We start from the raw sequence: 25,302 nt of genomic DNA, 5'->3' as shown, positions 1-25,302 counted from the left end.
CGTTGACATGTTTGCCACTGCTTTGGTTGAAATAGGAACTGTTATCATTTAATGTTCGCGGCATTGTTCAAACATTCCTCATAGGAACCGCAATGCATCGCTCCCGCAAGATCGTTCGCCCGCTGATTGCTGCCGTATTCGGCGCACTGCTGGTCATGCAGCCTGCCCATGCCGACGTCACCCAGAACGCGGTGCTCGAGCAATACGCGAACGTGGTTTCCGCCAGCTATGGCGATGCACTGGCCGGCGCGAAAGAGCTGCAGGTGGCGATCAATGCATTCGTGGCAGCACCCAGCGCCGATGGCCTGGCCAATGCCCGCAAGGCATGGCTGGCAGCGCGCGAATCCTATGGCCAGACCGAGGCGTTCCGCTTCTACGGCGGCCCCATCGACGATGACAAGGGCCCGGAAGGCCGCATCAATGCATGGCCGCTGGATGAAGCCTATATCGACGCCATCAAGGGCAAGCCCAAGGCTGGCATCATCAACAATCCCAAGGTGGCGATCAACGCCAAGCAGTTGTCCAAGCTGAACGAGCGCGGCGGCGAAGAAAACATCGCCACCGGCTGGCACGCGATCGAGTTCCTGCTGTGGGGCCAGGATTTCAGCGAAACCGGCCCGGGCGATCGCCCGTACACTGATTACACCACCGCACCGAACGCAGATCGCCGCAAGCTCTACCTGCAGACCGTGGCGCAATTGCTGGTGGATGATCTCGATTCCGTTGCCAAGCAGTGGACTGCCGGCGACAAGAACTTCCGCAGCCGCTTCGTGGCCGGTGGCGACAACAGCATCAAGAAGATCCTGACCGGTATCGGCACGCTCAGCCGTGGCGAACTGGCCGGCGAGCGCATCGAAGTCGCGCTGGATACGCAGAATCAGGAAGATGAACACTCGTGCTTCTCCGACAATACGCACCGCGATATCGTCACCAACGCCAAGGGCATCCAGAACGTGTGGGAAGGCCGCTATGTGGCGCGTGATGGCAAGGTGGTCGAGGGGGCCAGCCTCAAGCAGCTGGTGGCGCAAAAGGATGCCAAGGTGGCCGATGCCGTCAGCGCCGATGTGGCTGAAAGCGTGAAGCTGGCCGAAGCGATCCAGGCGCCGTTTGACCGCGAAATCGTCGGCAAGAAAGATGCTGCCGGCCGCAAGCGCGTGCAGGCAGTGGTGGAAAGCCTGAAGAAGCAGGCCAAGAGCCTGGTTGAAGCGGCCAAGGCCCTTGGTATCAAGCGCCTGAATACCAGCGTTTAAGTTACGCTAGCCGGCCGGGGCCTGTTGGCCCATGCCCGGATTGCCCCGCTCCGTCTTGCCGACGGGGTGGGGCTTTGCCATTTAGAGTTATTGGAAATGAAAGCGAAATCTTCCCTGTTGTTAGGCGCGCTGCTGGTAACCGGCTCGCTGTATGCCGCGTACGAAGCCGGCGTGCTGTCCCCCTTCGATCCGGATGAAGCCTTGCCCGGCGGCGTGGTGGCCACCATTGATGAAAACGGCAAGAACTCGTTTTCGCTGCCGGCACCGGGCCTGACCGAACAGCAGAAAACCGATTTCGTGGTCGGCAATTCCTTCTTCAAGAAAGCGTGGGTGGAGGCGCCATCGTCCACCGCCGCGCGTGACGGGCTGGGCCCGCATTTCATCGCCCGCTCATGCGGTGCCTGCCACACCGAAGACGGCCGTGGCGCGCCGCCGGATTTCGAAAACGGCGTGCAGTCCGAGCAGCCGATGGCGCTGCTGATCCGCCTGTCGGTGCCCGGCGTGGATGCGCATGGCGGCCCCAAGGCCGAGCCCACCTACGGCGGCCAGTTCAACAACGACGCCATACCCGGTGTGAAGCCGGAAGGCCAGGTTGCAATCAGCTACGAGGAAATCGCCGGCCAGTACGCCGATGGTGAGCGCTACACGCTGCGCAAACCCACCTACAAGCTGACCGACCTCGGCTACGGCGCCATGCGCAGCGATGTCATGCTGTCACCACGCATCGCACCGCAAATGATCGGCCTGGGGCTGATCGAGGCGATCAAGGCCGAAGACATCCTCGCCAATGCCACACGCCAGGCCGCGCAGAACCGGGGCATCAAGGGCGAACCCAACTGGGTGTGGGATGCGTACGCGAAGAAAACCGTGCTGGGCCGTTACGGCTGGAAGGGTAATGTCGGCAGCGTGGCCCACCAGGCAGCCGGCGCCTTCGTGGGTGATATCGGCATCACCTCCAGCCGCTTCCCGAACCAGGAATGCACGGCTGCGCAAAAGGATTGCAAGCGCGCACCATCCGGCGGCAAGCCGGAGATCATCGACAAGACGCTCGACAAGGTCATCCTGTACAGCCAGACCCTGGCCGTGCCCGGCCGGCGCGATGCGCAAGATCCGGCGGTGCTGCGCGGCAAGCAGGTATTTGCGGACGCCAATTGCGTCAGCTGCCATACGCCCAGCTATACCACCGGTAAGCACCCGACCATTCCGCAGTTCTCCAATCAGAAAATCTGGCCATATACCGACATGCTGCTGCACGACATGGGCGCGGGCCTGGCAGATGGCCGGCCCGATTACAAGGCCAGCGGTTCGCAATGGAAAACACCGCCCCTATGGGGGCTGGGCCTTGTGCCCACTGTCAATGGCCATACCACCTATCTGCACGATGGCCGCGCGCGCAACCTGATGGAAGCGGTGCTGTGGCACGGCGGCGAGGGCGAGGCGGCCAGGCAATACGTACTGAAACTGGACAGGCAGGACCGGGAGAATCTGCATCTCTTCCTGCAATCGCTTTGAAATGAATCCCGAGGAGACGCGCATGCGCGCTGTAATCGCAGTTGTCCTGCTGGCGGTGGCCGGCGTGAGCCAGGCCGAAGCGCTGGTGCCCGATACGGCGTTTGCCGTGCGCTGGCTGGATGAGGGCTACCTGGCCCGGCACAACGCCTTGCAGGCCGCTGCCGACCAGTTCAGTTCGGCTAGCGCCGCGTTCTGCAGCAAGCCCGCTGCCGCCACGCTGGCCGATGCACGCAATGCCTACGGCAAGGCCTTGCTGGCCTGGCGCAGCATGGATGGCGCTACCGCTGGCCCCAATGTGCTGGAACGCACCGGCCGCAAGATCGATTTCCGCCCCACGCGCGTGGCGGACATCGAATCGGCCATCAGTGACGGCAAGGGCGTGGACGCGCTCAATGTGGCCACGCGTGGCCTGCCGGCTGCCGAATACCTGTTATGGGGCGATCGCCAGCCGACGGCACAGCTGAACAAGCTGAAAAAACCGGCACGCTGCGCGTACCTGACCGGCAGCGCCGCGCAGATCGTCACCGATGTGCATGCGCTGGACGAAGGCTGGGCTACCTACCGCAAGGAGCTGGCGGGCGAAGAAGCCTTCTTCCGCAACAACCTGTTTCCGGAAACCGTCGGCCTGATGCTGGCCGGGCTGGAAGGCACGCTGCGCCGCTTGCCGCGCGTGGACGATGCCAAGATCGAAGCCTATGCCGACTGGCGCAGCGACGTGGGCAAGGCGGCGGTATCGGCGCAGCTGGAAGGCTTTGCCGTTGCGTATTTCGGTGCGGGCAAGGACAAGGCCAGCCTGGCAGGCTTCCTTGTCGATCATGACAAGGCGGCAGTCAATACCCGGGTGCTGGCCGCGCTGGACAATGCCCGCGCATTGCTGAAGAAAATGCCGCAGAAGATCGATGCGCCGGCTGGCGCTGCCACGCGCAAGGCCTTCATCAAGGCGGTGGCGGATATCAAACATGTGGTGGAAGGTGACGTGGCCGAAGCACTGGATATCACGCTGGGTTTCAACGATTCGGACGGTGACTGAGCGTTGAACCGCCGTCACTTCCTGGCCGCGCTGGGTGCGCTGGCATTGCCGTTGCCGGCCATTGCCGGCATGCCGCAGCGCACCTTGCTGGCGGCGGCGGCAGACCGCAGCGGGCCGTTTTTCGAATCGGTTGGCGGTGTGCCGCTGCGCCTGCCCACGCGCGGCCACGGCATGTTGCCCATTCCCGGCAGTACCGAGCTGATCCTGGTGGCGCGCCGGGCGGGCTTCTGGCTGGCGCGCATCGACTGGAAAAGTGGCCAACTGATCAAGCAGATCGCCGCCGCGCCAGACCGGCATTTTTTTGGCCACGCGATACTCAGCCCGGATGGCGCCACGCTGTACACCACGGAAAACGACATTGCCACCGGCCATGGGCTGGTCGGCATCTACGATGCCGCCACGCTGACGCGGCGCGGTGAATTTTCCAGCCATGGCGTGGGCCCGCACGAGCTGCTGTGGCTGGAGCCGGGCAAGACGCTGGCCGTTGCCAACGGCGGCATTCTCACGCTGCCGGAGAGCGGGCGCATCAAGCTCAATCTGGACCGGATGGAGCCCTCGGTGGTGCTGCTGGACATGCCGTCGGGCAACAAGCTGGCCGAGCATGTGCTGCCGGACCGCACGCTCAGCCTGCGCCATCTGGCACGCACTGCGGACGGCGCACTGGGCATTGCCATCCAGGCCGAATCACCGGATGGCAGGGAAATCACCGATGCGCCGCTGCTGGCCATCCTGAAAGATGGCCGGCTGCAACTGGCGGAAGCCGTGCCGGGTCTTGGTGGCTATGCTGCCAGCGTGGCGGCGCTGGGCAATGTGTTCATTGCCAGCGCACTGCAGGGCAACGCGCTGGCGCTGTGGGGCAGTGATGGCAAGGCGCTGGGGCAGATCGGCGTGCAGCGGCCGGCCGGCATCGCCATCGATGGCGCGCGTGCGTACGTAAGCAACGAAATGGGCGTGATTGCCGAGCTGGACCTGGCAGCACGCAAGCTCACGCCGCTGATTACCCGCAGCGGTGTGAAATGGGATAACCACCTGCAACTGGTCTAGCGCACATTGCGCAGACCGGTGCAGGGTCGACCGGCTTTACCGATGCAGAGGAATGCATGAAGAAATCATCCATGGGCCTGGCCCTGATTGCCGCAGCCGTGTTGTCCGGCTGCATGAACCCGCCGCGTGGCGACGACGTGATTTTCAGCTCGATGAAGCAGAAAGACGTGGTGCTGCTGGGCGAAGTGCACGACAACGCCGAAGGCCACCGCCAGCGCGCCGCATTGATCCAGCGCGCGGTGGAGCTGGACCAGCGCCGCCCGGCCATCGCCATGGAACAGTTCGACCGGGAGCGCCAGGGCGATCTGGACCGGGCACTAAAAAGCTGCAATGACGCCGATTGCGTGATCCTTGCCGCCGGTGGCGCCAAGGCCAGCTGGAACTGGGCGTTCTACAAGCCGGTAATCGATCTGGCGCTCAAATACCAGTTGCCGCTGATTGCTGCCAATGTATCGCGTGCCGATGGCGCAAAGATTTCGAAGGAAGGGTTTGCCGCCGCATTCGATCCTGCCACGCTGGCCAGCCTGGGGCTGGATAAGCCTGTGCCGGCCGATATCCAGTCCGCACAGGAAAAGGAAATCGCCGCTGGCCATTGCGGCAAGCTGCCCGCCACCGCATTGCCCGGCATGGCGCGTGCACAGGTTGCGCGTGATGCCTACATGGCCAAGGTGCTGCGCGATCATCGCCAGCCGCATGGCGTGATCCTGCTGGCGGGTAACGGCCATGTGCGCCGTGATCTGGGCGCGCCGCGCTGGCTGGGCACGGATGTGCAGGCATTGAGCGTAGCGTTTGTCGAGGCCACGCCCGATGCTGCCGCGTACGACCTGTTTGCCGTGGTGCCTGCCGCAACCCGGCCAGATCCGTGCGCGGCGTTTGGCTGATCAGCCTGCGCTTCAGGCATGAGAACGGGCGCCGCGGCGCCCGTTCTCATGTGTGCTGATCTGTGCTCGGGATGAATGGCCGATCTGCGGTATGCGTGGGGCTGCCCCGTATCAGGATGAGGACATCAGCCCGGCTTGCTCGCGCAGCCAGTCCAGCAATTCTGCTGCCGGCTCGTGGATGGTTTCCGCGCGCAGCTGGATCAGTTGCAGTGCCTCGCGCCGTGCCGCCTGGCGGGCAATGCGGCGCTGGTTTTCCTGCTCTTCCTGCTGTTTGAGCAACTGCCAGTCTTCCAGCGGTGGCGTGGCCGGATCGCTGGCTGGATCAGTGCGGAACAGCACGGATGGATGATCGGTCGGTTTGACTTCTGCGGGCCAATGGAACTTCATCGGTAGGTCTGGCCTTTGGTAGTTGAACAGGCGAGATTGCCGTTACGGTTAACCGTCGTGATGAGGGCGGTACTGCCATACAGGCGTTGCGCCATCGATCCTGACATTATCACTCTAATTGGCACTTTTTTGCTGCATTTTTGTAAGAATCAGCCGGGCGCGCTCCGGGCCATCCGGGTCATGCAGTAAAACTGCCGGTATTTCGCCATTCAGTGCCGGCGTGGGCGATTTGAACCACGTCACTGCCCGGTGCAAATCCCCCAGCACGCTTTCCGCCTGTTCGATCACGCCCAGCCACGGCAGCAGCCGATGCGGCTCATGGTCGACGATCATCAGCAGCTCCGCCCGCAAGTCGGGCAGGTCGCCAAGCTGGGCATCCAGCTCTTGCGCAATGCGCCACAGGTGTACGCGTTGGGGCATGAATCCTCCGCGGGTGGGGCCATGCCGCGATCTGCAGCTGCTTGGCTCCGGGTCGATGCAGGCACCTGTTTTCAGGTGCCATAGGCATTATGGTATGCGCGGTACGCTACAGTTCCGCCGTGTGTCCAATTACCGCTGGCCGGCTGCATTTCATGCATGGGGCATGAAAAAGCCGCAGCACCTGCATGCTGCGGCCGGGCTCGGAGCGGACGTTGCGATCAGAAATCGAACTGCGCGCTGGCCTTGATGGTGCGCGGTGCACCCTGGGTGAGGATGAAGCCCCAACTGGTGGTCCAGTATTTCTCGTTGGCCACGTTGTCCAGGTTCAGGCGCAGCGTCATTTTCTGGTCATTCCAGCGCGTGGCATAGCGTGCGCCCAGGTTGAACAGCACATAGCTGTCCAGCATGTTGGCGTTGGTGGCCTCGATGGGCCGGCTGCCCACGTACTGCGTGCCGCCGCTCATCACCAGCCCGGCGAGCTGCGGCACCGCGTATTCCACATACGCGCTGGCCTGCACATTGGGCGCGCCGTACGCACGCTTGCCGTTCACGTCGGCGCCGGCATCGACGTTTTCGGTCTGCTGCCACATCACGCTGCCCATCAGTGTCCAGTCGCGTGCCAGTTGCGCCTTGGCGTTCAGGTCCAGGCCCTGATGCACTTCAGTACCGTCCTGCACGTAGTAGTTGGCGCCGTTCAGGTATTCCAGGCCTTTCTCGATGCGGAACAGCGCGGCATTGGCGCTCCAGTCGGCATCGGCCAGCTTGAAGCCCACTTCGTACTGGCGGCTCTTGAGCGGACCGAACACGGTGCCGGCATTGCGTGAGGTAACCGGCGCGCCGCCGCCTTGCTCCAGTGCTTCCACATAGCTGCCGTATACCGAGGTGATGGCATCGGGCTTGTAGATCAGCGCCAGCGTCGGCGTCAGCGGGTTTTCGTTATAGCTGGCGGTCTTGCTGCCGGTGGTATCGAAGGTATCCTGGTCGTACGCGGTGTAGCGCACGCCAACCAGTGCAGACCACTGGTCGCTGAACTGCACGGTATCGCTGGCGAACAGCGATTTCTGCGTGGTATCGGCGTTCTTGTACTGAGTGCGGTCATCCGGCAGGCCCGCGTTGGCGAAATTGCCCGGGTTGTAGAGGTTGCCGGTACCCAGGTAGGCGTAGCTGTACGGGGTGTTGCCCCAGTATTGCGTCATCAGTTGCCATGCAGCGCCCAGCACCACATCGTGGCGGATGCTGCCGGTCTGCAGCTTGCCGGTGGCCAGTGCCTGCACGGTCTGGAAGTCGTAGGTGGAGTAACCGCCGTACTGTGCCTCCGAATAAGTGCCGATAGTGTCGGACAACACGATGCCGCTGTCGTGATTCAGGCGGTTCTGCTGCGCATAGCGGTAGGACAGCTTCACGTCCCAATCCGGGTTGATTGCCCATAGCAGGTCGGTGCCGGCGATCTTGTATTCGGTTTCGTAGTAGGTGAATGGCGATGCGATGCGCTGGCTGCCGTCCAGTGCCTCCGGCACGCTGGCATTCACCGGGTAGCCGAAGTCCTGGCCGAGGATCACGCCATAGTAGGCGCCATCCACACGGCGCTTCTGGTACAGCGTATCGAATGACCACAGCAGGTTGTCGGTCAGCTTGATATCGCCGGCGAACGACAGCGAATCGCGCTTCACATGGCCGTCGTCGACGAAGGTATCGCCTTCTTCATGCGCTACGTTCAAGCGGTAGCCAAAGCGCTTGCCCTCGCCCAAGCGGCCGCCCAGGTCCGCGCTGGCCAGCAGCGTGCCGGTGTTCTGGTAGCCTACGCTCACACTGGCCAGCGGCTGGCTGGTGGGGCGCTTGCTGACGAAATTGGCAATGCCGCCCGGCGAGCCGAAGCCGTACATGAAGCCACCCAGGCCCTTGAGCAGCTGGATTTCCTCGTAGTGTTCCAGCGGTAGATCACTGCCCCAGTTGGGCACCGCCAGGCCGTCGATCTTGAAGCCATTCAGCAGATCCAGCTGCAGGCCGCGGATGGCAATGCCCGATGCTTCGCCGATATAGCCGTTGTTGATCGCGGTGACCGATGCATCGTAGCGGAACGCATCATTGATGGTGCTGGCCTGGGTGTTCTTCAGCAGTTCCGCAGTCGATACCTCGATCGAGAACGGTGTGTCTACCAGCGTCTTGTCGCCCAGCGCGCCGGATGCGGCACGCTCGCGCCGGTACTGGTTGACGGGGGTATCCGTCTTGGTCGCGGTGATTTCAACAGTGGGCAGCGTGACGTCTGCGGCATACGCGGGCGACGCAAAGGCGGCCAGCAGGGCCAGCGCGAGCGGGCTCCGACGGGGGGTGAACATGGTGCTACTCCTGGTGGTATGGGCCGGCAGCCTGGGCAGGCCGGCCTGATATGAAATAATGGGCGAAATGATCAACAGGCCGATTGGCTCATCGGGCTGCGATGGGCGCGGCATCCGCTTGTGCATCGGGCGTGGTGGCCGTGATATCAGGCGGCCCATCCAGTGCCCACACGCTGTTGGGCTGGCCATTGCGGCTGCGCCGGCGGCTGAGCGCGGCCAGGTAGACGAAACCGGCCCCCATCAGCGTGGCCGTCAGGTCCACCCCGAATATCGCCCACTGGCCATGCCATGGCGTCAGCAACAGGTGATCGCCGGTCACGAGGCCGTTCACCAGCGGAATGGCCAGGGTGGCCATGGCGGTGACCATCAGCAATTCAACCGCGCCACGCGCTGGCGGGCGGGCGAACGACCACAGGATGGCCACAAAGAAACCGCCGAAGCCGGCGATTTTTTCCCAGCGTGCGGCATCGAGCCCGGCCATAGGCGCCAACAGTGCGGTACTGAAGGCCAGCGAAATACCCAGGCAGGTACCCAGGCACCAGCCCAGCGTGCCTTGTGCCATGCGGTAGGGCGCACGCGCCTGTTGTTGCTGGCGGTGCTTGCGGCGCGATTCGATCCACAGCAGGTTGCCCGAATAGAACAGCACTGCGCCGGACAGCCCCAGCAGGAAGTACGCCCAGCGCACCAGATCACCCGCGTAGTTGCCGAAATGCAGCCCATACAGTGACGACATCACCGCATGGTTGACATCACGCTCACCCCGGGTCTGGATCTTTACCACGCTGCCGTTGGTGGCTTTCAGCGTCATCGCGGTAAAGCGGCTGACTGTCTGCGGCGTATTGCCAAGTATCTCCACGTAGGCGTTGCTATCGCCATAGTTGCTGAAACCCAGCCAGCTGGGCTCGAAGTCGGGTGCCAGCGCACGGGCGCGCGCGGTCAGCTGCGCCACGCTCAGCATCGCTGCCGGTTTGCCACTGGCCTGCGGACTGTTGGGCGGCACGGTACCGACCGCCTCGATGAAGCGTTTTTCCAGCTGGCCATCGAAGACGCCGAAATTGAACGCCGCCATCAGGATGACGAACAGGCTGAACAGCGCGCCGGTGATGGCAAAAATGATGTGGAAGGGCAGGCTGATCACACCGATCAGGTTGTGCGCATCCTGCCAGAAGCGTTTCTTGTTCTTGCCCGGCCGCACCGCGAACAGGTCGTCCACCAGTTGCCGCAAATGGATCAGCACACCGGACACCAGCGCCAGCGCGTAAATGATGCTGACGATGCCCATCACGTACTGGCCGGCCACCGGGATGCCCAGTGTGCGATGCACGCTGTCGACGAAGTCCGCCAGCTCCGAGCCATGCTGCGGCCTGGTCTGCGGGTCGAAATCGGCCAGCGACTTGTGCGCCCAGTCATCGATTTTCGGGTCGTACCAGTAGGCTTCGTTGTTGGGCGAAGAATGGCTGCCGGCCGGCATGATGGCGATATTGCCCTTGAGCTCGGGGTGCGCGGCCAGCGCGGTGGTCAGCAGCTTCTGCGCATCGGCCGGGGTTTCCTGGCCTTGCGTGCGCCAGCCCGGGTTCTGCCACTGGTGCAGGTCTTCATGGAAGACGGTGATGGCGCCAGCGTAGAAGGCGACGAACAGCGTCAGCCCGCAAAGGATGCCGGTCCAGGTGTGCAGGCTGCGGTAAAGCTTGAGTGTGGCAGATTTCATGCGGTATCTAGATGGCCCACTGTTTGGCGGCAAACAGCAGTGCGTAGGCAATCAGGTTAAGGCCGGCCAGCGTCAGCCAGGCATCACGGCGGCGCGGGAACAACACGCTGGTGGTCATCGCGGTGATCCACAGCGGCACGAAGAACAGCAGGCCCACGATCAGTGCGCTGATCCACACGCCCGGCCATAGCCAGATCAGCAGGCCGGTCAGCGCCACCGCCAGCGGGAAGCCCAGCAACGCACCGGCGGTGAATTTGGTCCACATCAGCGGCTGGCCCGGCGCGGCAGCAATGTGGCGGCCGGCAGCAGCACCCAGCACAGCATCATCACCGCCAGAAACCCGGCAATGCCCGCGCTGCTACCCTGTGCGGTCAGCCAGCAGGCCAGTGCCGGCAACAGCATGATCAGGCCGGTAATGCGGCCACGCTTCCAGCGTACTGCCAGCACACGTTGCTGGCTGGCTGCCAGGTAAAAGCAACTGGCGCTCAGTACGGAAAAGAAAATGGCCAACACGGTCACGGCACTGCCCTTGCTATCTAGATGAATGGTCTTGCCCGATGGGCATTGCTGCGATTACCGCTCGAAAAGCGGGGCGGCAAAAACCTTGGAGACGGGCAGAACGGGTGATTTTTCAAGTTAACACGAATCATTATCATTTGTAACTCAGGGTTGCACCTTAGTCAGATGTTTGCTTTTTACATGCATTATGGTATGTATTTTGGAGCGAAATGTGCCGTTCATCCTGATCAGAACCAACTCGTCTTGTTAATTGATAACGATTCGCATTAAAATGTAAGCCTTCAAAATTTATCGGGCGCGCCTGGCGCGGTGGAACACATCGATGGAACATAATCCTTACGGCATCGCGGCAATGTGGGCACAGGGCGATATCGTCACGCGTGGCGTTGCTGCACTGCTGCTGATCATGTCGATTGCTTCCTGGTGCGTGATCGCACTCAAGGCCTGGCGTCTGGTGAAGCTGCGCAAGCAGGCGCGCGCCGCTAGCCACGATTTCTGGCACCAGCGTGATTTCGCCGCCGGCCTCGCCACGCTGGGGGATACCAAGAACGACAACCCGTTCCGCAGCCTGGCCGAGGAAGGCGCTGATTCGGTGGCCCACCATGCACAGAACAAGTCGGACCTGCATGGCGCGCTGAATGTCAGCGACTGGGTGACCAGCAACCTGCGCCGCACCATCGACGATGCATCGCAAGTGATGTCGTCGGGCATGGCCATACTTGCGTCGGTGGGTTCCACCGCGCCGTTCGTGGGGCTGTTCGGCACCGTGTGGGGCATCTATCACGCGCTGGTCAGCATCGGCGTATCCGGCCAGGCCGGCATCGACAAGGTAGCCGGCCCGGTGGGCGAGGCGCTGATCATGACCGCGTTCGGCCTGGCTGTGGCCATCCCGGCAGTACTGGGCTACAACGCGCTCAGCCGCGGCAACAAGGCGGTTTTGGCGCAGCTCAACCGCTTTGCGCACGATCTGCACGCCTACTTCGTGACCGGTGCCCGCGTTGGCGGCCACCAGCCATCGCCGGCACCCACGCTGAACGTGGTCGGGGGGCGCTGACATGGCCTTCGGCACGCTGGATGAAGGCGGCGATGACGTCATGAACGAAATCAACATGACGCCGCTGGTCGACGTCATGCTGGTTTTGCTGATCATCTTCATGATCACCATGCCGGTGCTGGCCAACCAGGTGAAACTGGATCTGCCACGCGCCGCCGCCACGCCGCCTGATCAGAAGAAACCGGCCGCCCTCGCGGTATCGATCGATGCCGCCGGCCAGCGCTGGCTTGATGGCAAGCAGATCGACGAGGCCACGCTGGAAACCCGCTTCAAGTCGGCCGCGCCGCTGCAACCGCAGCCCGAGCTGCACCTGTCCGCCGATCGTGCCACCCGCTACGAGCTGGTGGCGCAAACCATGGCGATGGCACAGCGCTCGGGCCTGGGCCGCATCGGTTTCGTCACCGATCCATCCGGCCAGATGACCGGTCTGGCACCGGAAGCACAGCCGGCCAAGTAGCACCTGCGCAGTCCGATTTTTCTGGACGTCAATCAGGCCATCCTCCGGATGGCCTTTTTTTTGCCCGCCCCGGCTGCTTGCCGGCAATCCTGCCTCGACGCTCCGGCCGCCATGCGGCATGCTTGCCGCATGTAAAGCTGCCCGAGTTGCGTCCGCACGGATGCCGGGCCGACCCGCAATGACAAGGAGTACGAATGGAAGCCATCCTGCGCGAGATGACCACGGCGAGCCGGGAGGCACGCGCATTTGACCTGCTGCGTGATCTGGTCGATGCAGTCCGCCCTCGCGCCACCGATGACAGTCAGGCCGCTACCAACGGCGTACAGGCGCTGGCCTATCTGCTTGAAACGCATGCCGCGTACCGCGCCTCGTTGCGCCACCATTTGCTGCATATCCTGTCCACGCGCCGCCAGGTGCGGCTGTACACCGATACCGGCGTGTTTTCGAATGAAAGCTTCTACAGTGCACTGGTCAAGCGTATCGGCCACCGCCTGCTGCCGCCGGTGTTCAATCCCCATTCGCTCAAGGACCTGTTCGGCGCGATCTTTCATCGCAAGGACGATTATGTCTGGCTGGAAATGGTGCCGCGCGAAGCCTGGATCGATCTTGGCCGCGCAATGCATTTCGAGGAAGAAACCGATCAGGAGAGCATCAACCTCACGCGCATGCAGGCGCTGGAGGCCGCACAGGTGCTGTCGTGCCGGCTCTCTGCAATCGGCGTCGAGCCGGAGATCATCCAGAACCACCCGGATGGTGACCGTTTCGAATCGCCCTTCGTGCGCCAGAATGTCGAGACGCTGGCCTATATCGAGGGGTACCGGCGCGACATGATCGAAAAGCGCCTGCCGGATGAAGACGTCAAGCCCATTCTGGTGCTGTTGGACCAGTGCGAAGAATTTATCAGCCGCGTGCGCAGGAATGCCTCCAGAAACGGCGTATCGGTCAGCCTGACTTACCACGTGTTGCGCATCAGTCAGCATATTGACCGCTTGCGCACCGTGTTGCTGTTGCTTGATCCGCCGCCATCGTCCGAGAAAGCCGAGCTGTTGATCGACACCGTCATCACTTTCGTGCGGGCGGAAAACCGCCGCTATACGCTGCGCGACGTGTTCGCCGAGAACACCGAGCTGCTGGCGCTGCAAGTGACCGAGCATGCCAGCCACACCGGTGAGCACTACATTGCCGAAAGTCGCAGCGAATGGATGGCCATGTTCCGCTCGGCTGCGGGCGCGGGCGTGGTGGTCGGCTTCATGGCGCTGATCAAGCTGCTGATCGGCAAGGCGCACCTGCCCATGCTGCTGGAGGCGCTGGCCTTCGGCCTCAATTATGCATTCGGCTTCATGCTGATCCACATGCTGCATTGCACGGTGGCCACCAAGCAGCCGGCAATGACAGCGGCGCGCATTGCCGGCGCCATCCAGCATGGCAGCAAGCAGGTGAAAAAGTCGCTGCAGCTCGACAAGCTGGCCGATCTGATCGTCACGGTGGGCCGCACCCAGTTCGTGGCCATCCTCGGCAACGTGATCGTGGCCATGCCGGTGGCACTGCTGATTGCCATGGCCTGGCAGTATGGCGTTGGCGAGCCGGTGATCGACAAGGCCAAGGCCGATCATCTGCTGCATGATCTCAACCCGCTGGCCAGCCTGGCGTTGTTCCACGCGGCCATTGCCGGCATCTGCCTGTTCCTGTCCGGGCTGATTTCCGGCTATTACGACAACAAGGCGATCTACAACCAGATTCCGCAACGCATCGCCGCATTGCCGTGGCTGAACCGCTTGCTGGGCACGCAGCGTACCTTCCGCATTGCGCGCTATATCGAGAACAACCTGGGCGCGCTGGCCGGTAACTTCTACTTCGGCATGATGCTGGGCGTGATCGGCACCATCGGCACCTTGCTGGGCTTGCCGGTGGACATACGGCATATCACTTTCTCGTCCGCGTATCTGTCCTACGCTGAAGTGACCTACAACTTTGCGCTGGACTGGCGGATCGTGCTGACCTCCGCGATCGGTATCGCGCTGATCGGCCTGACCAATCTGGCGGTCAGCTTCACGCTGGCATTGTGGGTGGCGCTGCGCGCGCGCCGGCTGACTTTCCGCAGCGCACGGCCATTGGCGGGCAAGCTGTTCCGCCGTTTCTTTACGCACCCGGGCGAATTCTTCGTGCCACCGAAAACGCCCGTGGTCCAGGAGGAAATACAGGATGCACGCTGACGTATTCAACGCGATCGCCGATGGCCTGGCCGGCCCCGGCTGGGTGACGGTGGAGGGCTTTCTGTCTGATACGGAAGCCGCAGCGCTGCTCGCGCATGCCCGGGAGCGGCGCGATAATTTCAGCCGCGCGGGCATCGGGCGCGAAGGACTGCACCAGCTCAATGCCGCCATCCGCAGCGATGAAGTGCTGTGGCTGGATAACGAGGAAGCCGCAGACCAGCTGGCGCTGCAGCGCCTCGATGCGGTGCGCGAGATGCTCAATCGCGACCTTTACCTGGGGCTGGCAGAACTCGAATGCCATCTGGCGGTCTACCCGGAAGGCAGCTTCTACTCACGGCATATCGATCAGCACCGCAACCAGGACACGCGCGTGGTCACCATCGTGCTGTACCTGAATGCCGATTGGCAGCCGGAAAACGGCGGTGAGTTGAGGCTGTACCTGGATGATGGCAGCCATCAGGACATCCTGCCGCAGGCCGGCAAGCTGGTGGTATTCATGTCGGATCGCTTCGAACACGAGGTGCTGCCGGCCCGGCGTGAACGCTGGTCGCTGACCGGCTGGCTGCGCAGACGCAAAGTGTGACTTTGGTTACTGCATTCTGCACGCGGGAAGCGTAGCATCATCATTATCCCCCAAGTGTTTTCGGAGCATGATCATGAAACATTCCAGCCTGATCGCGGCAGTTCTTGCCGGCGCCCTGATGGCTGGCTGTGCCAGCGACTCTGCCAACGTCTACAGCAAGGACCAGATGCGCCGCCTGGCGACGGTGCAGTCCGGCCTGGTCGACAACATCCGTAGTGTGAAGATGCAGAACCCCACCGGTATCGGTGCGGCAGCCGGCGGCGCCATCGGCGGCATTGCAGCCGGCGCGCATATCGGTGGCGGCAATGGCCAGATCATCAGTGGCATTCTCGGCGCATTGCTGGGCGGCATGATTGGCAACAGCATCGAGAAGAACGTCAACAGCTCTGATGCGTTCGAGTTGACCGTGCGCTTGAACGACGGTCAGCGTGTGGTGGTGGTGCAGGAAGCGGATGTGCCGTTCCAGTTGGGGCAGTGCGTGGATGTAATTTCCGACGGCCAGACCAGCCGCGTGGCCCCGGCCAGCCGTTGCGACATGGCCCCCACTCCGAGTGCCAGGAAGACCAATACGGTGACCAGCAGCAGCTTCTGATTGCTGTCTGCACCCCCATGCAAAACGCCGGCCTGTGCCGGCGTTTTTTTGCGCTCGTTTGTGCTTGCTGGAGGGGGATCAGGCCGTGTTTTTACACGCCGCTGGCGGCACCGTTGCCGGTTTGTTTTGCCCCCGTTCGGTCAGCAGCACGCCCACCAGCGTGAGTGCCCCGCCAGCCAGGTGATAGCGCGCCAGCGGCTCGCCCAGTACGCCGGCGGCGATCAGTGCGGTGAACAGCGGCAACAGGTTGAAAAACAGCGTCATGCGGCTGGGGCCGAGCGCTGCCACGCCACGCATCCACGCCAGTGGTGCCAGCATCGATGCAAACACGCCGGCAAAGGCGATCAACGGCATGTTGGCCGGCGTCAACCCAGCCTTGGGTGAGGCCAGGTAGAGCGGCAACAGCAGCAGCACCGCAACAATGATCTGCAGGTACAGCAGCTGCAGTGCAGGCAGTTTCAGCTGCCAGCGCTTGAGCAGCACGCTGTAGATCGCATACGCCAGCGTGGCGATCAGCATCATCGCATCGCCGCTGCCCATGCCGTGCGTGGCAACACTGGCCGGATGGCCGCTGGAAATCACCACCAGCACGCCCGGCAGCGATACCACGCCGCCCAACAGCGCGGGCAAGCCGGGGCGCTGGCCCAGCAGCGGTATGGACAGGGCCAGCGTCATCAACGGCATCAGCGCGAGCACGATGCCCATATTGATGGCAGAGGTGCGGTGCGCCGCGTAGTAGGCCAGGCTCTGGTACACCGCCATGCCCAGCGCGCCCAGTGCGGAGATCTTCAGCACATGCGGGCGGATGGCCTGCCGGTTGCGCCATGCCGGGCGCAACATGAACGGCGTGAACAGCAAGCCCGCCAGCAGCCAGCGATAAAAGCCGATCTCTGCCGGGTAGATACTGCCGGCTGCCAGCTTGTTGACGACGGTATTGCCCGACCAGATCAGCACGGCCAGCAGCGGGTACAGGTATTGCAGCATATTTTTTGAGGTTCGGATCGATACAGCCATTGTCCACCTGTCTTTTATGCCGCATATAATGAATTTGCGACATTACACGGCGGATTACGGACATCTCATGCAACGCCTGCACGATCTGGGTTTTACCGCGCTGCCTTGCCCGGTTTACCTGCGTTACGACGAATTTGCCGCCGATACGCATTACGCACCACATCGCCACGACTGGGGCCAGCTCAATTATGTGTCGCACGGCGTGATGCAACTCGATATCGACGGGCAGCGCTTCATCTCGCCGCCGCAATACGCTGTTTGGGTGCCGCCTGATGCGCTGCACAGCAGTTACAACCGTCATGCACTGATATATCGCTCGGTGTACCTGGCCACGGTACTGTGTGCGGATTTGCCGGCTGCGCCGTGCACGCTGGTGATCAGCGACCTGCTGCGCGCGGTGCTGGCCGATTTTGCCACACGTGATGTAGCCATCCCGCGCACCGCTGCCGATCAACGCCTCGCGCAGGTGCTGGTTGACCAGCTGACGCAAGCGGCGGCGGAAACGCTTTACCTGCCCATGGCGACATCACCGGCACTGGCCGGCTTGTTGCAGGTACTGCAGCAGGCACCCGGCGACGCACGCACGCAGGCCGCGCTGGCTGATTCCATCCACATGACCGAACGCACGCTGGCGCGGCAATGCAGGCGTGAGCTGGGCATGAGCCTGGGCGAATGGCGCCAGCGGCTGCGCTTTTTGCGGGCAATCGAAGCGCTGGAAGCGGGGCATACCGTGCAAGAGATCGCGTTCGAGCTGGGCTATAGCACTGCATCCGCATTCATCGCCATGTTCCAGCGGCTGGCCGGCACCACGCCGGAGCAATACCGGCAAAGCCATCGTTGATGCGGCAGCAGCGCGAATGAAAAAAACGGCCTGGCGGCTCTTGCAGCGAACCAACCGCAGCTTGGAGCCTGTCATGTACTTGGGTATCTGCTTGCAAAGCGGCTATTCGTGCCACTGACGAGCGCAGCGAGGCGCCGTCGCGGCGGCGAGGATGGGGGAGCGGAATCAAACAGGAGAGAGCCGCTGTTTCCCTGTCAAAAACCGGTCAGAACCCGGCTGGCCGGGTTGTCTGATGCAGGTTATCCATAGATCGGGGCTAAGGGGGTGCAACAGGCCCTTACAGGCCCAATCGCTGCCACACGGTGGAGACCGCGCCGGCGGCATTGAGCGTGTAGAAGTGCAGGCCGGGTGCGCCGTTCTGCAGTAGCCGGTCCGACAGCTCGGTGACGAAATCCAGCCCGAATGCACGGATGGACGCGCTATCGTCGCCGAACGACGCCAGCCGCAGCTTCAGCCAGCGCGGGATTTCCGCGCCGCACATGTCGGAGAAGCGCGCCAACTGGTTGAAGTTCTGGATCGGCATGATGCCGGGAACGATGGGGATGTTCACGCCGCGTGCCTGCACCGCATCCACGAAGTGGAAATACGCATCGGCATTGAAAAAATACTGGGTGATGGCCGAGTTTGCGCCGGCATTGACCTTGTTCACGAAGTTGCGCAGGTCTGCCTCGGCGCTTTGCGCTTGCGGGTGGTATTCCGGGTAGGCGGCCACCTCGATATGGAACCAGTCGCCGTGCGTTTCGCGGATGAAGGCGACCAGTTCGTTGGCATAGCGGAACTCGCCCACGTCGCCCATGCCGCTGGGGATGTCGCCACGCAGCGCCACGATATGGCGGATGCCGTGATCACGATAGCGCTGCAGGATTTCGGCGATGTTGGCGCGCGAGCTGCCGATGCACGACAGGTGCGGTGCGGCGGCAAACCCTTCCTGGCGGATTTCCAGTACCGCATTCAGCGTGCCTTCCTGCGTGGTGCCACCGGCACCGAAAGTGACCGAAAAGAACTCGGGTTTGAACTGGGCGAGTTGCCGGCGCGTAACGCGCAGCTTTTCCGCACCTTCCGGTGTCTTGGGCGGGAAAAATTCGAAGCTGAAAGTGGGCGCGCTCATGGTGCCGGCTCGGTCTGGATAAGGTTAACGTGCGATGGTATCACTGGCAGCGCCGGCTTTCATCCGGCCGTGTTCAGCGGAGTATGAGCCGTGCTCATGGAGGGCTATGCCGTGGCGGCCTCGATGCGGTTGCGGCCATTGCGCTTGGCACGGTACAGCGCTTCGTCGGCGCGGATGATCAGCGTGGCGGCATTGTCGCCCGGCAGCGCTTCGGTCACGCCGGCAGACAGTGTCAGCGGCCGGTTGCCGAGGATCGCATGCCAATCGTGGCTGGCGATGCGCACGCGGATGCGCTCCGCCACCAGCGTGGCTTCGTGCAGCGGCAAGCCTTCCAGTACCACCACGAATTCCTCGCCGCCAAAACGCACCGGCGTATCGTGCCCGCGGCATGCCTGGCGCAGCAGCTCGCTCACCTGCCGCAGTACCGCATCGCCCACCAGGTGGGAAAAGTCATCGTTGATGGCCTTGAAATGGTCGATGTCGAGCACCAGTAGCGAGATTGGCGGCTGCCCCTGCCAGCCGCCGAGCTTTTCTGCCAGCTGCGCATCCAGCCAGCGCCGGTTGGCAAGGCCGGTGAGCGCATCCTGGTAGGCCTCGATATGCAGCCGGTGCAGCAACTGATCCTGGCTGTTCTGCGTTTCACGCAGGCGCTGGTTTTCCTGGCGCGACAATTCCAGCCGCAGCCGGGTGTCCAGCTTGTCCAGCCGCTTGAGCAGGTGGGGCTCCAGCGCCGATACCGGCGCATGCCGCGCCAGTTCCAAATCCAGTGCATGCGTGGCGCGCAATGCGCCCAGCGCTTCGCGTGCCCTGCCGGCCTCCTCGAACAGGATGGCCAGCGTTTGCTGGATTTCGCGTTGCTGCCGCTTGAAATCGCCGCTTTCTGCCAGTACCAGTGCACTGCGCAGCACCTGTTCGGCCAGGTGAGGATTGCGCAGCCGGTCATGGGCCTGGCCCAGCCGCATCAGGCACATGGTGTGCGCCCATGGATGATTTGCCTGTTCGGCCTGGCGGGCGCCTTCGCGCAAGCAGACCAGTGCGGTTTGTGTCTTGCCCAGCGCCAGCAGCGCCATGCCGCGGTGCAGGCTGGTCTCTGCCCGGTGAGTGGCAAAATCATGGACGGAGATGACCCGGTCGGCATCGTCGAGTATTTCCAGTGCTTCGGCATGGCGGCCAAAGTGCACGTAATCCGATGCCAGATAGAGCCGCACGTTCACGTGGATCTGCGGGTCGGTCAGCGCGCTGCTGTAGGCCAGCGCGCGCTCGTGTTGCTGCAGGCCGCGCTCGTGCGCGCCGGCGGCATCGAATACCCCGCCTACGGCCATGTATGCTTGTACATAGCCGGCGATATCACCCAGGTCGACGGCGAGTGCAATGCAGGCCATCCAGTGTTCCAGCGCTTCGCGGTAGTGGCCTACCGTGTACAGCCGGTCTGCCAGTTGATCGAGCAGCCTGAGGCGGACCTCGCTCAACGCTGCGGTACCGGACAGGGCAAGTGCTTCGGTCAGCGAGGCGATCGCTGCTTCGCTGCGTCCCAGCTGATCCTCGGCGGTAGCCTTGAGCAACAAGGCCTGCAGCCGCTCGGCGTCTGATCCGCCGTTTGCCGGCTTTGGCGCAGCTCTGGCCTTGCGCAGCGCGCCCGGAGTGGGTGGATGCGTTCTGGAAATCATGTGAAGACCACCCGGTCGCTTGCCAGTGCCTGATGTGCTGCGCTCAGCAGGAAATCAGCCGTCATGCCCCTTTCGCCATAGGCATGCCCGATGAGCATCGGAGCCGGTTCCCAGGGCAGCCGGGCGCCGATTGCCCGCAGCGCCGTCCCCAGCTGTGCGAGCACCGCGGGCTGGGCCGGGCACAGCAACAATGCATACAGTCCGTCAGCCAGCGTCGTGACGACCTCTTGATCCGAGCAGAAAGAGGCCAGCAACAATAACCTTTGCTGTTCATGGCGCGGGCTACCCGCCGACGGCCACTGGATCAGCATGATGCCCATCGCGTGGGGTGCTTGTGCGGTCCGGGTCAACTGTCGTTGCCATGCATGGCGGGAGACAATGGGGGAAGCGTCGCGTTTTTCCGGCGCATGGGCAAGACCGCCGAGCATGCGGCTGACCAACTTGTCCATGTTGCGTGCCAGCTTGCTGAAGCGTGCGGATGACAAGGCCTGTTGCTCGGCCTTGCGGTGCTGCGTCAACGCATGCTGCTCATGCGCCAGATAGTGTTTGTATTCGTCCAGTGCACGGGGCCAGTCGGCTTGCGCTTCGGCGAGCTCTGACCAGCACAGCGCGATCTGCGCCAGGAAATCACCCAGCTCGAAGCGGGTGGCCAGTGCGCGGGCGGCATCGAGATCCGTAGCGGCTGCATCCGCATTGCGGGCCGCCAGCAGCACGCGTGCACGTTGCAGCAGCGTGAGTGTTTGCGCCCAGGCCAGTGCATCGTCATTGCCGACAATGCACCAGGCGTTCCCGCATTCGGCCAGTGCCGCCGGTGCGTCGCCCAGCGCCAGCAGCGCGGTGCTGCGGTAGTTGTGAACCTCGGCCTGCCAAGTCTTGTCGCCATCGGCTTGCAGCAAGGCACTGGCTTCGGAGAGCGTATCCAGCGCCTGCTCGTGGTTGCCCAGCATGATGCGCTGCCGGGCAAGGCAGATGGCGGCCTTGCTGGCATGCAGCGCCAGTTTCAGCTGGCAGGCCCGCTGGTAAGCCAGCAGATGATAGTCGTGGGCACGCTCGCTTTGCCCGTCGATATGCCACAGCTTGCCCACCCCGATCAACGCATCGATGCCCAGTTCATCCTGCCGGGTGATCAGGCTGAGCTCCAGTGCCTGTTGCCAGGCCGAAAATGCCTGCAGATAGCGGCCCTTGGCCATATAAAGCAGGGCAGCGGTATGGTGCGCTTCTGCCTGCAGATCCTGGGCGCCTTCAAAGCGCGCCGCCTGCTGCGCCTGCCGGACCACACGCAGCCCTTCGTCATAGCGCATTGCCGCCCACAACGCCTGTGCCTGCACCAGCTGGGCTTCTGCGATGCCATGGCCGTACTGCTGCGCGCGTGCCTGCGTCAGCATGGACAAGGCTGCATCCACCCCGTGCTGCGTCGCGGCAACGAGGCTGCGGCGCAACTGGTGCAAATGCAGATCGATTGCGAGTGGCGAATGCGGCATCCGGGTTCTTGTGGGAGAGGTACTACAACCACCTTACAAAACCTTGGGCAAAAAAAGAAGCGCCATTCGGCGCTTCCTTGTCAGATACGGGAAACACCTTGCATGGAAGGCGTGAGTGTTTCCTGTTCTTTGTCAGCGTAACGGGACTGTCGAAACGGCCGCCGCACAGGCTGGCAGATCAATAACGGTAATGTGCCGGCTTGTACGGGCCTTCCTTGCTGACGCCAATGTAAGCGGCCTGTTCGTCGGTCAGCACGGTGAGCTTGGCGCCGATCTTCTTCAGGTGCAGGCGGGCAACCATTTCGTCCAGATGCTTGGGCAGTACGTACACGCCTACCGGGTATTGCTCCAGCTTGGTGAACAGCTCGATCTGCGCCAGCACCTGGTTGGCAAACGAGTTGGACATCACGAAGCTGGGGTGGCCGGTGCCGCAGCCCAGGTTCACCAGGCGGCCTTCTGCCAGCAGGATGATGCGCTTGCCGTCCGGGAACACGATGTGGTCGACCTGCGGCTTGATGTTGTCCCACTCGTACTGGCGCAGGCTGGCGATCTGGATTTCCGAATCGAAGTGGCCGATGTTGCAGACGATGGCGTTGTTGCGCATGCGCAGCAAATGCGCATGCGTGATCACGCTGACGTTGCCGGTGGTGGTGACGAAGATGTCTGCCTGGTCGGCCACGTCGTCCATGGTGACGACGCGGTAGCCTTCCATGGCGGCTTGCAACGCGCAGATCGGGTCCACCTCGGTGATCATCACGGTGGCGCCCAGGCCGCGCAGCGATTGCGCACAACCCTTGCCCACGTCGCCGTAGCCGAGCACCACGGCAACCTTGCCGGCGATCATCACGTCAGTGGCGCGCTTGATGGAGTCCACCAGCGATTCGCGGCAGCCGTACAAGTTGTCGAACTTGGATTTGGTCACCGAATCGTTGACGTTGATTGCCGGGAACGCCAGCTTGCCCTGTTCGTGCATCTGGTACAGGCGATGCACGCCGGTGGTGGTTTCCTCGGTCACGCCCTTGATGGCGGCCAGGCGCGTGGAGTACCACTTCGGGTCTTTGGCGATCTGCGCCTTGATGGCCGCGTACAGCACGGTTTCTTCTTCGTTGGTCGGGTTGCCGACCAGGCTGATGTCGTTCTCGGCGCGCGCGCCCAGATGCAGCAGCAGCGTGGCATCGCCGCCATCATCCAGGATCATGTTGGCGTATTCGCCATTCGGCCATTCGAAAATCTGGTGCGTGAACTGCCAGTATTCTTCCAGCGATTCGCCCTTGAATGCGAACACTGGCGTGCCGGTGGCGGCGATGGCGGCAGCGGCGTGATCCTGCGTGGAGAAGATGTTGCACGATGCCCAGCGTACGGTGGCGCCCAGTGCCTGCAGCGCCTCGATCAGCACGCCGGTCTGGATGGTCATGTGCAGCGAGCCGGCAATGCGCGCGCCTTTCAGCGGTTGCTCGGTCTTGTATTCATCGCGCACGGACATCAGGCCCGGCATTTCGGTTTCGGCGATGTTGAGTTCCTTGCGGCCCCAGGCGGCAAGGCTCATGTCTGCTACTTTGAAATCTTTGAATTCAGCCACAGTGCGTTTCCTTTGCATGTGGCCGGGGGGATGCGGCTCACCCGTCATCCCGCGCCCGGCACGGGTTGATAGATGAGCGCCGTTGAAACGCGCCGGCAAGGTGGGGCCGGGGCGAGAGTCCGAGCCTGGGGGCGATCTGTTGATCGGGCCTCGCAGCGCTCCTCGGAATGCGCCGGATTATAAAGGCTTTGCCGCCTTCGTGCCCGTTCAGTTGCCGGCCGGCAGCCGTGTCACCAGGATCTGGTCGATGCGGTGATGGTCGATATCGACCACTTCGAAGCGGAAACCGGCATGGTCGATGGCCTCTGCCTTCTTGGGTAGCCGCTTGAGCTGCACCATCAGGAAGCCTGCCACGGTCTCGAACAGTTCTTCATCGGGCAGCTCGTCGATTTCCAGCACGCGCTTGAGGTCTTCGATCGGCGTGATGCCGTCCACCAGCCACGAGCCGGCATCGCGCTGCACGATCTGGTCGTCGTCGCTGGGCGCAATCAGCTCGCCCATCAATTGCCCGGTGATGTCGCCCAGCGTGATCACGCCTACCACCAGCGCGTATTCGTTGACGATCAGCGCGAAATCCTCGCCGCTTTCCTTGAAGCGTTCCAGCAGTTCGGATAGCGACAGCGTATCGGGTACGGCCAGCAGCGGCAGCGCAATGCGCCGCAGATCGGCCAGCAAATCGGCTGGCGGGGTGCCCAGCATCAGTTGCAGCAGGTGTTTGGCATCGATATAGGCAAAGGCACTGTCGATGCCGGTTTCGCACAGCAGGTATTTGGAATGCGGATCGGCAATGATCTTGCTGCGGATGGCCTCGGCCGCTTCGGTCAGCGAAAAATACACCACCTGATCACGCTGCGTCATGGTCGAGGTCACCCAGCGCTCGCCCAGCTCGAACAGGTTTTCGATCACGCGGTGTTCTTGCCGGAAGAAAGTGCCGGCCTCGGTGCCGGCATCGACCAGCGCCACGATCTCTGCCGAGGTAATCGCATCGGCCCGCGCGGCCGGCAGTCCGCACAGGCGGAAGAACTGGTTGGCAATGCCGTCGAACAGCCATACCAGCGGGCGCAGGAGGGCGGTGCAGATCAGCATCGGCCGCACGATGAGCACGGCGGCTTTTTCCGGCATCAGCATGCCTAGGCGTTTGGGAATCAGGTCGGCAAACTGGATGAACAGCGTGATGGTCAGCAGGAAGGCGGCCAGAAAGCCCAGCCGGCCGGCGGTATCGCCGCCCAGGCCCATCGCTTCGAAGCCGCGGGTCATTGCCGGGGTAAAGGCCGCTTCGCCGACGATACCGCCCAGAATGGCCACCGCATTGACACCTACTTGTACTACGGTAAAGAAGTCGCCGGGTTTTTCCTGCAATGCGATAACCCGTAATGCATTGGGTTCACCCTCTTCGGCGATGGTTTGCAGTTTGAACTTGCGGGCCGCTGCCAGCGAAATCTCCGCAATCGAGAAGAATGCGCTCAGGACAACCAGCAGGAACATCACGAACAGCGCAGTGCCGAAGCTCATGGGGAAGACTCTTGTGACGATGGCTTGATTATCACCGATACACGGAACACATGTTTGCTGGCAGAAAGCTTGCAGTTACTTTTACCGCAGCCGTTTGTCATTTTGACATCCATG

Annotated in this window: 23 protein-coding genes and 1 riboswitch; of the genes, 11 read left to right on the top strand and 12 right to left on the bottom strand. The window is 62.7% G+C overall.

Features of this window, described 5'->3' with window-relative positions:
- The first annotated feature begins 92 nt into the window (after nt 1–92).
- The 5 genes from IGB42_RS04050 to IGB42_RS04030 all read left to right on the top strand — a co-directional run bounded on the left by IGB42_RS04050 (nt 93) and on the right by IGB42_RS04030 (nt 5,717).
- Nucleotides 93–1,250 carry an imelysin family protein gene (locus IGB42_RS04050; protein ID WP_159667172.1) on the top strand — a complete coding sequence of 386 codons (1,158 nt, stop codon included), beginning with the start codon at nt 93–95 and terminating at the stop codon, nt 1,248–1,250.
- Between the two features lie 96 nt (nt 1,251–1,346).
- Nucleotides 1,347–2,762 (top strand): di-heme oxidoredictase family protein, encoded by a 1,416-nt coding sequence (locus tag IGB42_RS04045; protein WP_159667169.1) that lies wholly within the window; start codon nt 1,347–1,349, stop codon nt 2,760–2,762.
- Nucleotides 2,763–2,784: 22 nt separating this feature from the next.
- Complete coding sequence (locus tag IGB42_RS04040) at nt 2,785–3,792, top strand: imelysin family protein (protein WP_159667166.1); 1,008 nt, start codon at nt 2,785–2,787, stop codon at nt 3,790–3,792.
- A gap of 3 nt (nt 3,793–3,795) precedes the next feature.
- Nucleotides 3,796–4,836 carry a DUF1513 domain-containing protein gene (locus tag IGB42_RS04035; RefSeq protein WP_159667163.1) on the top strand — a complete coding sequence of 347 codons (1,041 nt, stop codon included), beginning with the start codon at nt 3,796–3,798 and terminating at the stop codon, nt 4,834–4,836.
- 56 nt (nt 4,837–4,892) lie between these two features.
- Nucleotides 4,893–5,717 (top strand): ChaN family lipoprotein, encoded by an 825-nt coding sequence (locus IGB42_RS04030; protein WP_236822484.1) that lies wholly within the window; start codon nt 4,893–4,895, stop codon nt 5,715–5,717.
- A 111-nt stretch (nt 5,718–5,828) separates the two neighbouring features.
- Here the strand turns inward: IGB42_RS04030 and IGB42_RS04025 are convergent, their stop codons facing one another.
- The 6 genes from IGB42_RS04025 to IGB42_RS04000 form a co-directional block, all read right to left on the bottom strand.
- Nucleotides 5,829–6,104, bottom strand: a complete 276-nt coding sequence (locus tag IGB42_RS04025; protein ID WP_159667160.1) for a hypothetical protein — start codon at nt 6,102–6,104, stop codon at nt 5,829–5,831.
- Between the two features lie 114 nt (nt 6,105–6,218).
- Entirely contained in the window at nt 6,219–6,524 is a 306-nt protein-coding gene (locus IGB42_RS04020) for an antitoxin Xre/MbcA/ParS toxin-binding domain-containing protein (protein ID WP_159667157.1), read from the bottom strand.
- A 218-nt stretch (nt 6,525–6,742) separates the two neighbouring features.
- On the bottom strand, nt 6,743–8,860 hold the full coding sequence (locus IGB42_RS04015) for a TonB-dependent siderophore receptor (protein ID WP_159667154.1): 2,118 nt from the start codon (nt 8,858–8,860) through the stop codon (nt 6,743–6,745).
- Between the two features lie 88 nt (nt 8,861–8,948).
- Nucleotides 8,949–10,568, bottom strand: a complete 1,620-nt coding sequence (locus IGB42_RS04010) for a PepSY domain-containing protein (RefSeq protein ID WP_159667151.1) — start codon at nt 10,566–10,568, stop codon at nt 8,949–8,951.
- A 7-nt stretch (nt 10,569–10,575) separates the two neighbouring features.
- A complete protein-coding gene (locus tag IGB42_RS04005; protein ID WP_159667148.1) occupies nt 10,576–10,833 on the bottom strand; it encodes a hypothetical protein in 258 nt (85 codons plus the stop codon).
- Nucleotides 10,833–11,087 carry a hypothetical protein gene (locus IGB42_RS04000; RefSeq protein WP_159667146.1) on the bottom strand — a complete coding sequence of 85 codons (255 nt, stop codon included), beginning with the start codon at nt 11,085–11,087 and terminating at the stop codon, nt 10,833–10,835. Before IGB42_RS04000 ends, IGB42_RS04005 begins: the two co-directional genes overlap by 1 nt.
- A 322-nt stretch (nt 11,088–11,409) precedes the next feature.
- On the opposite strand from IGB42_RS04000, the gene IGB42_RS03995 reads away from it, so the two are divergent.
- The 5 genes from IGB42_RS03995 to IGB42_RS03975 all read left to right on the top strand — a co-directional run bounded on the left by IGB42_RS03995 (nt 11,410) and on the right by IGB42_RS03975 (nt 15,986).
- Nucleotides 11,410–12,141, top strand: coding sequence for a MotA/TolQ/ExbB proton channel family protein (locus tag IGB42_RS03995; RefSeq protein WP_159667144.1), 732 nt, complete (start codon nt 11,410–11,412; stop codon nt 12,139–12,141).
- Nucleotide 12,142: 1 nt separating this feature from the next.
- Entirely contained in the window at nt 12,143–12,598 is a 456-nt protein-coding gene (locus tag IGB42_RS03990; protein WP_159667141.1) for a biopolymer transporter ExbD, read from the top strand.
- Nucleotides 12,599–12,792: 194 nt separating this feature from the next.
- Nucleotides 12,793–14,811: a site-specific recombinase gene (locus IGB42_RS03985; protein ID WP_159667138.1), complete on the top strand. Its 2,019-nt coding sequence runs from the start codon at nt 12,793–12,795 to the stop codon at nt 14,809–14,811.
- Nucleotides 14,801–15,394, top strand: coding sequence for a 2OG-Fe(II) oxygenase (locus IGB42_RS03980; RefSeq protein ID WP_159667135.1), 594 nt, complete (start codon nt 14,801–14,803; stop codon nt 15,392–15,394). Before IGB42_RS03985 ends, IGB42_RS03980 begins: the two co-directional genes overlap by 11 nt.
- Before the next feature lie 73 nt (nt 15,395–15,467).
- Entirely contained in the window at nt 15,468–15,986 is a 519-nt protein-coding gene (locus IGB42_RS03975; protein ID WP_174764164.1) for a hypothetical protein, read from the top strand.
- Nucleotides 15,987–16,064: 78 nt separating this feature from the next.
- On the opposite strand, the gene IGB42_RS03970 is transcribed toward IGB42_RS03975, so the two are convergent.
- Nucleotides 16,065–16,970: a DMT family transporter gene (locus IGB42_RS03970; RefSeq protein WP_201799814.1), complete on the bottom strand. Its 906-nt coding sequence runs from the start codon at nt 16,968–16,970 to the stop codon at nt 16,065–16,067.
- Nucleotides 16,971–17,067: 97 nt separating this feature from the next.
- Between IGB42_RS03970 and IGB42_RS03965 the strand changes: the two genes are divergently transcribed.
- Nucleotides 17,068–17,841: a helix-turn-helix transcriptional regulator gene (locus IGB42_RS03965; RefSeq protein WP_159667132.1), complete on the top strand. Its 774-nt coding sequence runs from the start codon at nt 17,068–17,070 to the stop codon at nt 17,839–17,841.
- A gap of 277 nt (nt 17,842–18,118) precedes the next feature.
- Here the strand turns inward: IGB42_RS03965 and metF are convergent, their stop codons facing one another.
- The 5 genes from metF to IGB42_RS03940 all read right to left on the bottom strand — a co-directional run bounded on the left by metF (nt 18,119) and on the right by IGB42_RS03940 (nt 25,188).
- Nucleotides 18,119–18,949, bottom strand: a complete 831-nt coding sequence (gene metF, locus IGB42_RS03960) for a methylenetetrahydrofolate reductase [NAD(P)H] (protein WP_159667129.1) — start codon at nt 18,947–18,949, stop codon at nt 18,119–18,121.
- Between the two features lie 104 nt (nt 18,950–19,053).
- Nucleotides 19,054–20,616 carry a GGDEF domain-containing protein gene (locus tag IGB42_RS03955; RefSeq protein ID WP_159667127.1) on the bottom strand — a complete coding sequence of 521 codons (1,563 nt, stop codon included), beginning with the start codon at nt 20,614–20,616 and terminating at the stop codon, nt 19,054–19,056.
- Nucleotides 20,613–22,097, bottom strand: a complete 1,485-nt coding sequence (locus IGB42_RS03950; protein WP_159667124.1) for a hypothetical protein — start codon at nt 22,095–22,097, stop codon at nt 20,613–20,615. The genes IGB42_RS03955 and IGB42_RS03950 overlap by 4 nt, the downstream gene beginning before the upstream one ends.
- Nucleotides 22,098–22,275: 178 nt before the next feature.
- A complete protein-coding gene (ahcY, locus tag IGB42_RS03945; protein ID WP_159667121.1) occupies nt 22,276–23,694 on the bottom strand; it encodes an adenosylhomocysteinase in 1,419 nt (472 codons plus the stop codon).
- A gap of 49 nt (nt 23,695–23,743) precedes the next feature.
- Nucleotides 23,744–23,846, bottom strand: a riboswitch (S-adenosyl-L-homocysteine riboswitch).
- A gap of 37 nt (nt 23,847–23,883) precedes the next feature.
- Nucleotides 23,884–25,188: a hemolysin family protein gene (locus tag IGB42_RS03940; protein ID WP_159667118.1), complete on the bottom strand. Its 1,305-nt coding sequence runs from the start codon at nt 25,186–25,188 to the stop codon at nt 23,884–23,886.
- Nucleotides 25,189–25,302: the final 114 nt, after the last annotated feature.

Origin of the sequence: Andreprevotia sp. IGB-42 (assembly GCF_009848685.1) — a bacterium.
Taxonomy (GTDB): domain Bacteria; phylum Pseudomonadota; class Gammaproteobacteria; order Burkholderiales; family Chitinibacteraceae; genus Andreprevotia.
This window is presented reverse-complemented; position numbering and strand designations above follow the sequence as displayed.

Coding starts and splice junctions, on each gene's coding strand:
- IGB42_RS04050 (WP_159667172.1), top strand. CDS start 93: ATGCATCGCTCCCGCAAGATCGTTCGCCCGCTGATTGCTGCCGTATTC.
- IGB42_RS04045 (WP_159667169.1), top strand. CDS start 1,347: ATGAAAGCGAAATCTTCCCTGTTGTTAGGCGCGCTGCTGGTAACCGGC.
- IGB42_RS04040 (WP_159667166.1), top strand. CDS start 2,785: ATGCGCGCTGTAATCGCAGTTGTCCTGCTGGCGGTGGCCGGCGTGAGC.
- IGB42_RS04030 (WP_236822484.1), top strand. CDS start 4,893: ATGAAGAAATCATCCATGGGCCTGGCCCTGATTGCCGCAGCCGTGTTG.
- IGB42_RS04025 (WP_159667160.1), bottom strand. CDS start 6,104: ATGAAGTTCCATTGGCCCGCAGAAGTCAAACCGACCGATCATCCATCC.
- IGB42_RS04020 (WP_159667157.1), bottom strand. CDS start 6,524: ATGCCCCAACGCGTACACCTGTGGCGCATTGCGCAAGAGCTGGATGCC.
- IGB42_RS04015 (WP_159667154.1), bottom strand. CDS start 8,860: ATGTTCACCCCCCGTCGGAGCCCGCTCGCGCTGGCCCTGCTGGCCGCC.
- IGB42_RS04010 (WP_159667151.1), bottom strand. CDS start 10,568: ATGAAATCTGCCACACTCAAGCTTTACCGCAGCCTGCACACCTGGACC.
- IGB42_RS04005 (WP_159667148.1), bottom strand. CDS start 10,833: ATGTGGACCAAATTCACCGCCGGTGCGTTGCTGGGCTTCCCGCTGGCG.
- IGB42_RS03995 (WP_159667144.1), top strand. CDS start 11,410: ATGGAACATAATCCTTACGGCATCGCGGCAATGTGGGCACAGGGCGAT.
- IGB42_RS03990 (WP_159667141.1), top strand. CDS start 12,143: ATGGCCTTCGGCACGCTGGATGAAGGCGGCGATGACGTCATGAACGAA.
- IGB42_RS03985 (WP_159667138.1), top strand. CDS start 12,793: ATGGAAGCCATCCTGCGCGAGATGACCACGGCGAGCCGGGAGGCACGC.
- IGB42_RS03980 (WP_159667135.1), top strand. CDS start 14,801: ATGCACGCTGACGTATTCAACGCGATCGCCGATGGCCTGGCCGGCCCC.
- IGB42_RS03975 (WP_174764164.1), top strand. CDS start 15,468: ATGAAACATTCCAGCCTGATCGCGGCAGTTCTTGCCGGCGCCCTGATG.
- IGB42_RS03970 (WP_201799814.1), bottom strand. CDS start 16,970: ATGCTGCAATACCTGTACCCGCTGCTGGCCGTGCTGATCTGGTCGGGC.
- IGB42_RS03965 (WP_159667132.1), top strand. CDS start 17,068: ATGCAACGCCTGCACGATCTGGGTTTTACCGCGCTGCCTTGCCCGGTT.
- metF (WP_159667129.1), bottom strand. CDS start 18,949: ATGAGCGCGCCCACTTTCAGCTTCGAATTTTTCCCGCCCAAGACACCG.
- IGB42_RS03955 (WP_159667127.1), bottom strand. CDS start 20,616: ATGATTTCCAGAACGCATCCACCCACTCCGGGCGCGCTGCGCAAGGCC.
- IGB42_RS03950 (WP_159667124.1), bottom strand. CDS start 22,097: ATGCCGCATTCGCCACTCGCAATCGATCTGCATTTGCACCAGTTGCGC.
- ahcY (WP_159667121.1), bottom strand. CDS start 23,694: ATGCAAAGGAAACGCACTGTGGCTGAATTCAAAGATTTCAAAGTAGCA.
- IGB42_RS03940 (WP_159667118.1), bottom strand. CDS start 25,188: ATGAGCTTCGGCACTGCGCTGTTCGTGATGTTCCTGCTGGTTGTCCTG.